At 50.3% G+C, this 7,099-nt stretch carries 7 protein-coding genes; 2 read left to right on the forward strand and 5 right to left on the reverse strand.

Annotated elements, in window-relative coordinates:
- On the reverse strand, positions 1-1,710 hold a 1,710-nt coding region (locus PsWM33_RS27360), incomplete at its 3' end, for an Ig-like domain-containing protein (protein WP_193778403.1).
- Positions 1,711-2,739: 1,029 nt separating this feature from the next.
- On the opposite strand from PsWM33_RS27360, the gene PsWM33_RS14520 reads away from it, so the two are divergent.
- Positions 2,740-3,540, forward strand: coding sequence for a DNA adenine methylase (locus PsWM33_RS14520; protein WP_063300697.1), 801 nt, complete (start codon positions 2,740-2,742; stop codon positions 3,538-3,540).
- Positions 3,541-3,577: 37 nt separating this feature from the next.
- On the opposite strand, the gene PsWM33_RS14525 is transcribed toward PsWM33_RS14520, so the two are convergent.
- The 3 genes from PsWM33_RS14525 to PsWM33_RS14535 all read right to left on the reverse strand — a co-directional run bounded on the left by PsWM33_RS14525 (position 3,578) and on the right by PsWM33_RS14535 (position 6,159).
- Positions 3,578-3,928, reverse strand: a complete 351-nt coding sequence (locus PsWM33_RS14525; RefSeq protein ID WP_063297458.1) for a hypothetical protein — start codon at positions 3,926-3,928, stop codon at positions 3,578-3,580.
- Between the two features lie 7 nt (positions 3,929-3,935).
- A complete protein-coding gene (locus PsWM33_RS14530) occupies positions 3,936-4,601 on the reverse strand; it encodes a ParA family protein (protein WP_063300698.1) in 666 nt (221 codons plus the stop codon).
- A 712-nt stretch (positions 4,602-5,313) separates the two neighbouring features.
- On the reverse strand, positions 5,314-6,159 hold the full coding sequence (locus PsWM33_RS14535) for a LysR family transcriptional regulator (protein WP_063300699.1): 846 nt from the start codon (positions 6,157-6,159) through the stop codon (positions 5,314-5,316).
- A 92-nt stretch (positions 6,160-6,251) separates the two neighbouring features.
- Here PsWM33_RS14535 and PsWM33_RS27365 point away from each other — a divergent pair, with 92 nt between their 5' ends.
- Positions 6,252-6,422: a hypothetical protein gene (locus PsWM33_RS27365; RefSeq protein WP_193778404.1), complete on the forward strand. Its 171-nt coding sequence runs from the start codon at positions 6,252-6,254 to the stop codon at positions 6,420-6,422.
- A gap of 258 nt (positions 6,423-6,680) precedes the next feature.
- Here the strand turns inward: PsWM33_RS27365 and PsWM33_RS14540 are convergent, their stop codons facing one another.
- The gene (locus PsWM33_RS14540) at positions 6,681-6,953 is read right to left on the reverse strand and encodes a hypothetical protein (protein WP_063295098.1); all 273 of its coding nucleotides are present in this window, start codon (positions 6,951-6,953) and stop codon (positions 6,681-6,683) included.
- Between the last annotated feature and the right edge of the window lie 146 nt (positions 6,954-7,099).

Genomic DNA, 7,099 nt, shown 5'->3' on the forward strand with positions numbered 1-7,099 from the left:
CAGAGAGCCGACCAGATTTGCCGGATCATAAGAGAATGTATCATCATCATTCACGGTCACTGAACCGAGAGTATTGGTGGCATCCACGCTGAAGCTGTGGGTATCTGACGTGTCTGCATCAGAATAAGACGGCGTAATGACAACAGAACTGTCTTCGTTGGTACTTGAAGCGACAGTAGATGCTACAGGAGCATCATTAGCTCCGGTGATCGTCATAGTCACTGTCTTTGTGACGACACCGCCGTTGCCGTCATCCACCGTGTAGGTGAAGGTGTCAATCGTGCTCTCACCAACAGCAAGATGTTCAAACTGGCCATTAGGGTTGTATTGGAAGCTACCATCGACCAGAGTGACTTCCCCTGTGGTTTCACTGGCATCCACCGTGATGGTATGAGTGTCTGAGATCTCAGCATCTGAGAAAACGGGCTCAATCAGGACGCTTTCAGCCTCAGAAGTTGTCGCAGCAATATCCTCAACAACAGGAGCATCGTTCACACCGCTGATTGTGATCATAACAGTTTCAGTCGAACTCGCACCCGAACTGTCCGTGACGGTATAGGTGAAGGTATCTGCTGCGCTCTCACCAGCTGTCAGGCCGTCAAACTGGCCCTGAGGATTATAAGCGAATGTACCATCGTCATTCACAATGACCGAGCCAAGCGTCTTGGTGGTATCCACGCTGAAGCTGTGGGTGTCAGATGTATCTGCATCTGAATACGACGGCGCGATTGTAATGCTGCTGTCTTCATCAGTTGTACTGGAAATTTCAGCGGCGACTGGCGCATCATTGGCACCCGTAATGGTAACGGTGACCGTTGCCGAAGCGCCACTCCAGGAACCATCAAGTGCCATATAGACAAAGCTGTCAGTTGCCGTTTCTCCAGCTCCCAGATGATTGAACTGGCCGTTAGTATCGTAGGTAAACGTACCGTCAGAATTTACAAGGACAGTCCCCTGGGTCTGAGCATTATTGACGCCAATCAGATGTACATCTGAGGTGTCTGTATCACTCACACCATTATCGATGGAAACGGTTCCACCTTCACTCACCGTAGCTTCAACAGCCACAGCAACTGGTGCATCATTCTGGCCGGTAATGGTAATAGTCACCGTTTCAGTCGAGCTCTCACCAGTGGCATCTGTCACGGTGTAGGTAAAGCTGTCAGTTGCAGTTTCTCCAACCGCCAGATACTCAAACTGACCATTCGGATCATAAGAGAATGTACCATCATCATTCACAGTAACGGTACCAGCTGTCTCACTGGTATCCACACTGAAGCTGTGCGTGTCTGAGGTGTCTATATCGGAAAACTCAGGGATTATGGTAACAGAGCTCTCTTCATCCGTGGTCTCACTCGTCGCAACAGCCACTGGACCATCATTCTGGCCAAGAATTCTGACGGTAACTGTTGCAGTAGAACTCGCCCCGGAGCTATCCGTCACCGTATATGTGAAGCTATCATATGCAGTGGTGGTCTCATCTTCCATATCACCTGCATAGGCTGCCAGATATTCAAACTGGCCATTTGGATCATAGGAGATTGTTCCGTCATCATTTATGGCGACAGACCCAACCGTCCCTGTTGTATCAACGGTGAAACTGTGTGTATCCGAACTATCAAAATCGAAAAACGAAGGAGTGATCACAACAGAGGTGTCTTCCCCCCCTGTTTCTTCGAAGGAATTGGCAACAGGAGCGGTATTTGTCATTTTGCGGGCCCATATATGAATCACTAAAGCACATTCCATATATGCATGAGTATTTAAGATTGTAAATTCATTTTATAAATCCATAGGTTGATGCTAATTACTTGGACAATGCATCGTCAGAAATGCACCGTAATGACTTTATGAAAGAGAATACCAACGGAGTTTCACGCTGCTAAAGTAGCTCTATGAGTAATCGCAGCCTAATGCACAGGCTCGATAGCCGACAATTGTCGCAGGTCATGTTTTACTCCGCGAAGTGACTTCTTTCTGTTCTCCGTCGCGAGCGAAGAAAGAACAATCTGAAGCTGCAGGCGCTCACTGGAAGGGCATGCGCTATAGGTGTCCTAATGTCAGGTATTGGTCACAAGCACTATGCTTGCACTAGCTAAGCCCGGTTGCATAAGTCTACCTCTGACGTGTGTAAGCAGCCTATTTCTCTTTTCATACCCTCCAAGCATATTGTTGCCCGTCAGCGTACTAGCGCAATCAGCACGACAATGCTTTATGCTAGCTTCACCCCAATGATAAGGTAGATGAAATCGATGACAGACCGCTTTGAACGCCACCGTCAAGCGTGGACACCCGAGGAAACTCGAAAGTTGCATTTGCTAGTGGCAAAGGGAATGAGTTTAAAAGCGATAGCCAAATCTCTCACACGTTCTGAGGAATCGACCAAGAATAAAGCAAAGCAGGACAAACTGAAGATTCTGAAAGCTCGCTAATCTCTTGCGCTCGGCTCTTCACAAAAGACGCTTTCATGCCAGCGTTCGCCTCGCTGTGAATGTTGGCACGAAAGTATCGAATGTCAGCTTAGGCCGCCCGAACACCATTTCAATACATTATCCTAATCTCGATACCTGCCAGACCAGAGGTGGGAAGAAAGACGTGTGTGGACACGTCATTCCACGGCCTTTATCAAGACAGTCCGTGAGAGCGTAAAGCAAGCTAGAAGGCTCATTCCCACCATAACCATGCATTGTAAATTGTATGGTTGGGAAATCTAGCCATAGTCTGAGAGTTAATTTCAACATGAACCTGTTTGGAGAAGTCGCTCCGGTCAATGCTGAGCCGGCGGCACCCTATCTTGGCGGCAAAAGCCAACTTGCTGCCCGTATTGTCGGTAAGATCAATCAGACATCACACCAGAGTTTTGTGGATGTGTTCTGTGGAATGGGCGGGGTGTTTTTCAAGAGAAGCTCTGTCGCCAAATGTGAAGTGGTCAACGACATAAATAGCGAGCTTGTCACTTTCTTTCGTGTTTTGCGCTCACACAAGACTGAGTTCTTGCGAAGCTTGGAATACATGTTTGCCTCATGTGAGGAATTTGAATCCCTCAAAGGCAGTGGATTGGATCATCTGACTGACATTCAAAGAGCTGTTCGTTTCTACTACCTCCAACGGCTTGCGTTCGGCGGTAAGTCTGTGGGGCAGTCTTTTGGGACAGCGTTAGAGCGTCCATCCCGTTTTAACGTAAATCGCGTGCTGAGCAACATAGAGAAGGTCGCAGACAGGCTGTCTGCAGTAACCATAGAGAACCTGGACTGGCGTGCTTGCATAGAGCGCTATGATGGAGAGCAGACACTGTTCTATCTGGACCCACCTTACTGGGGTGGGGAGACAGATTACGGCAAGGGGGTATTTGAGCGCTCCGATTTTGCAGAGATGGCAGAACGGCTTTCCAAGATCGCAGGCCGTTTCATTCTCTCGCTGAATGATAGAGACGAAACGCGACAGACCTTTGACGGCTTTCAGCAGGATGTTGTTAGCCTGAACTATTCCATTGCGAAAGGTGCAGGCAAACAAGTTTCTGAGCTGATCATCTCCAACTAACTCTACAGTCCAATATGAGAAACCTTGACGCTCGCAATCACCCCCGGTTGCGGGCGTCAAGTTCTTTGGCCGTGGGGATTTTTAGGCCGTCATTTCGCAAAAGGTGGTAGAAGTATTCTTTCTTTTTCAAGCCTAGCTCTTTTTGTCTGGCTTCCATCATTTCAATGATGGGCACGGGAACCTGAGAGTAAGCAACATTCTCCCTCTTAGACTTACGCAAGGCGTTCACAAATGCTTCGTGCTCGCTTGGTCTGTCTTGCACTAGCTGAGAGATGATCTCTTCCACTGAACGGCTCTCGGCGGGCTCTGTGACGATTTCTGAGGTTGTTTCTACTTGAGGCGTGTCACGACTAATCAGGTTTCGTTTTCGTGTTTTGTAATCTCCCATAGTTACCTCACGCAGCTTTTTTGAGATTGATGGTTGGAGGAACGAGGTGCTTTGAACGAAGCTCGCGCACAAGTTCTTGAGTGTAGACCTTGGCTCGCCCTTTGAGCTGCTTGCCAGTATTCAGTGCAGTTTTGAAGGATGTGGAGTGCCAGAGGACGGAGTCCAGAACATCGAGGTCTGCTTCATCTGACAGCTCATCTGAGATGGCGCTGTCATTGGTCTCTTTACGTTTGAAATCCAGACGAACCACGGCGTTCTTGATTGGCTTGCCTATCTCAGCACTCAGTTTGGCGAGGAAGCGCTGGGTGTTTACCGCGCCTTGAACGTCTGCAAGCGTGGTTGTGCAGGGAATTAAGACCAGATCACTTGCGGCAGCGACGTACGCGGCGATACGCGTGTTAAAGCCTGCTGTATCTACAAGAGTGTAATCGTACTGGCCTTGAAGTTCTCGCAGTAACCCGGTGATTTCGTTGTCGTTCGTTTCGTGGACATGATCAATTTCGCCACGAGAATAAAGCTCTTGCGATGCCCAAAGAGAGGACGAGCGCAAGGTGTCTGTATCTGGAATGATGACGTTGTGTCCTTCTCCAGCAAGGATGCTCGCCAGTGAGACGGTTAAGATGGACTTACCGCAGCCACCTTTCTGCTGAATTACTGAGATCGTATGTGTCATGTTGTGCCCCTCAACAAAAGTTAGTTGCCAGACAACAGTATTTAGACAGCAGATAACAGACAATCCGCAATAAATAACGGGTAATAGCGTATAGCGAACCGTAAGTAAATAACAGTTCACTAATGCAAATTACAGTAAACTAGCGGTTTTGCTCGCCGGGATGTTGCGGCACCATGTGCTGGTAGCAGGGCCGGGTCACAATTTTAGTAGATCCACAACGCGAGCATCTCAGTCTTCGTGCAATATGAATTATGATTGTGTGCTCAGGCATTCCCTCAGTCGAGACGTAAGCAGTTTTTTGGCAGTTGTCGCAGTGAGCGCGAACCGGGGCGTTGAGTTCCTTCAGGTCTGCCAAAGTGACGGGACGTTCTTCCATTGTTTGCTCTATTTGTTGAGTGTGCTTACTGAAGCTAATATCTGTACTTCATAGACTGGATCAAGTAGCCTAATCTGGTGACCTATGAGCAACGCATAATTACATAACAAATTACATAACATTTCGCGGGTTGCTCGGTAGGCTGAAGGTGGGTCTATTTGCTGCAGTGCGTTGTATTAAAATAGATAAATAGATTGTGGGAGTGCCTCGGCTGATTGACAGGTTAATCCCTGTCTCTCCGCCATAACTTCCCCTGAAAAGCAAAATGTACCAACGCCAATCGGTATCGCTTTTCTGCGACTGTCTTCCTTACATCCATACCTTTTCCGTGCTCAACTAGCGCCCGCGATGCTGTTCAATCACTTGCACGATCCGGTCGGTCATCATCCGCACCTCGGGCAAGTGCCTCCGGTCATCATGCATTGTCACCCATTGGAACTTCGTCAGGTCCTCAATCACCGGCCCGCATCGCCGTAACTGAGGCGATGTATCCCCCAGAAAGCTTGGCAGAATGGAAGCGCCAGCGCCTGCGTACAGCATGTCCAGCAGAGTGTGTTGAGAGCTCACTTGCATCACCATCTCACTGCCATGCTGCTCCAGCAACCAGCGTGAGGATTTTGTCGTGGCGTACTCCGGCGCGATGCCGAGCCACCGATGCTCCGCTGCCGCATCAGCTCCCGCCGCCACATAGGGCGCGAACTCCACGGGCGGCAGACGTTTGCTCGCCAGCCCGATCTCAGCAGGCGCTGAGCTGCGCAGGCCAATGTCGATCTCGCGCTTTTTGATGTTCAGCCGGTCCTCGCTGGTAATGAAAACCACCTCAAACCCATCCTCCGGCTTGCACAGTGCGCCAATATGCATGCTGAGAAACTTCATGGTCCAACTCCCGGCAGAAACCCGAACCTGCGGCCTGCGAGACTTCGCGCTCAGCCACTGCTCAAACCCGGCATAGGCACACTGAAACGGCTCCAGCTGTTCCAGTACATCCCGCCCGTCCTCGGTCAGTACATACCCGGCCTGCACCCGGTCAAACAGCTTCAGCCCCACATCCTCTTCCAGCTGCTGCATACGGCGGCTGAGCGTGGCGGGACTACACGCCAGCCTCTGCGCGGCTTCACTCAGCGTGCCGCAAGCCGCAAGCACGAGGAATGCATTGAGATTATCCAGCAATCGAACCTTCATTTTTGAAAACTGCTTTTGAAATTTGGCCGCTATCCGGCAGAAAGAACACAGGGAAAGATAGGCTTAGTTCTCCTCAAAGAAAAGAAGCCAGAATGTTGATTTTCCCACTTCGTGAACCTGACCGACACCCACCAAACCCAACGCTGCGGCAGTTGGAAGACTATTACACCAACTACGCCAGCGCCTGCGCACGGCCCTATTACATCGCACTGGCCTCTATCATGGCGGTCATCTTCACGCTGTTCTGCATTTTTACGCCATAACACCAGCACAAAGCTCTGGCCTGCGGAGCGCGTTACTCACCGCAGACCAGCAGGGTGCAAGCGCTTGCTATTGCCGGTCGCAGGCAAACAGCAAACGAGAGGGCGGCAGACAAAGGGTGGTGAGGCTCCGCCCACGGCGAAACGCCACTTTGCACCGGCACAGTGAAAAGGCACACCTCATACATCGAGTAGAATGACGAGAAGAGGCGCCAACGCAGCCGAACAGGGCAGGGGGCTCAGCGCCCCGCGCCCAACCCGTTACTCAAGAAGCGTCAATGTTGTACTGATCGGTTGTGGGTCGACGACCTGCTGTAGAACCCCACAGGTCTTTCTCAACGCTTCTATGCGGTCTCGCAAGGCATAATGCAAAGTGAACAAAGCATCCCGCTCACTGCTCTGGTTCATCCGCTCACTCAGCACAAGCTGCTGAAAATAAGCAAGATTTTCAAGATCAGAAACAGCGATGAGAACTTCATCTAACTCATTATCGATAGTATTTGTGGCGCTTGGCGCGCATGCAGAATCGTCCATTCCAATCCCCTTACTGACTAGGGTGTTGAAGATCCGCAACGCCAAAAAAGCTTCCTAGGGCTCGCTGGCGAGCGGGAGGCTAGAAACCTGAGTCAGACAGGCGAGCTTATTCCCTCCCGAAGGAGGTGTTGTATTCACCGCCCTCC

The sequence above is a fragment of the Pseudovibrio sp. WM33 genome (genome assembly GCF_001623165.1).
In the GTDB taxonomy this organism is placed as follows: domain Bacteria; phylum Pseudomonadota; class Alphaproteobacteria; order Rhizobiales; family Stappiaceae; genus Pseudovibrio.

Bases quoted from the DNA above. Each gene is read 5' to 3' on its own strand.
- PsWM33_RS14520 (WP_063300697.1), top strand. From the start codon at position 2,740: ATGAACCTGTTTGGAGAAGTCGCTCCGGTCAATGCTGAGCCGGCGGCA.
- PsWM33_RS14525 (WP_063297458.1), bottom strand. From the start codon at position 3,928: ATGGGAGATTACAAAACACGAAAACGAAACCTGATTAGTCGTGACACG.
- PsWM33_RS14530 (WP_063300698.1), bottom strand. From the start codon at position 4,601: ATGACACATACGATCTCAGTAATTCAGCAGAAAGGTGGCTGCGGTAAG.
- PsWM33_RS14535 (WP_063300699.1), bottom strand. From the start codon at position 6,159: ATGAAGGTTCGATTGCTGGATAATCTCAATGCATTCCTCGTGCTTGCG.
- PsWM33_RS27365 (WP_193778404.1), top strand. From the start codon at position 6,252: ATGTTGATTTTCCCACTTCGTGAACCTGACCGACACCCACCAAACCCA.
- PsWM33_RS14540 (WP_063295098.1), bottom strand. From the start codon at position 6,953: ATGGACGATTCTGCATGCGCGCCAAGCGCCACAAATACTATCGATAAT.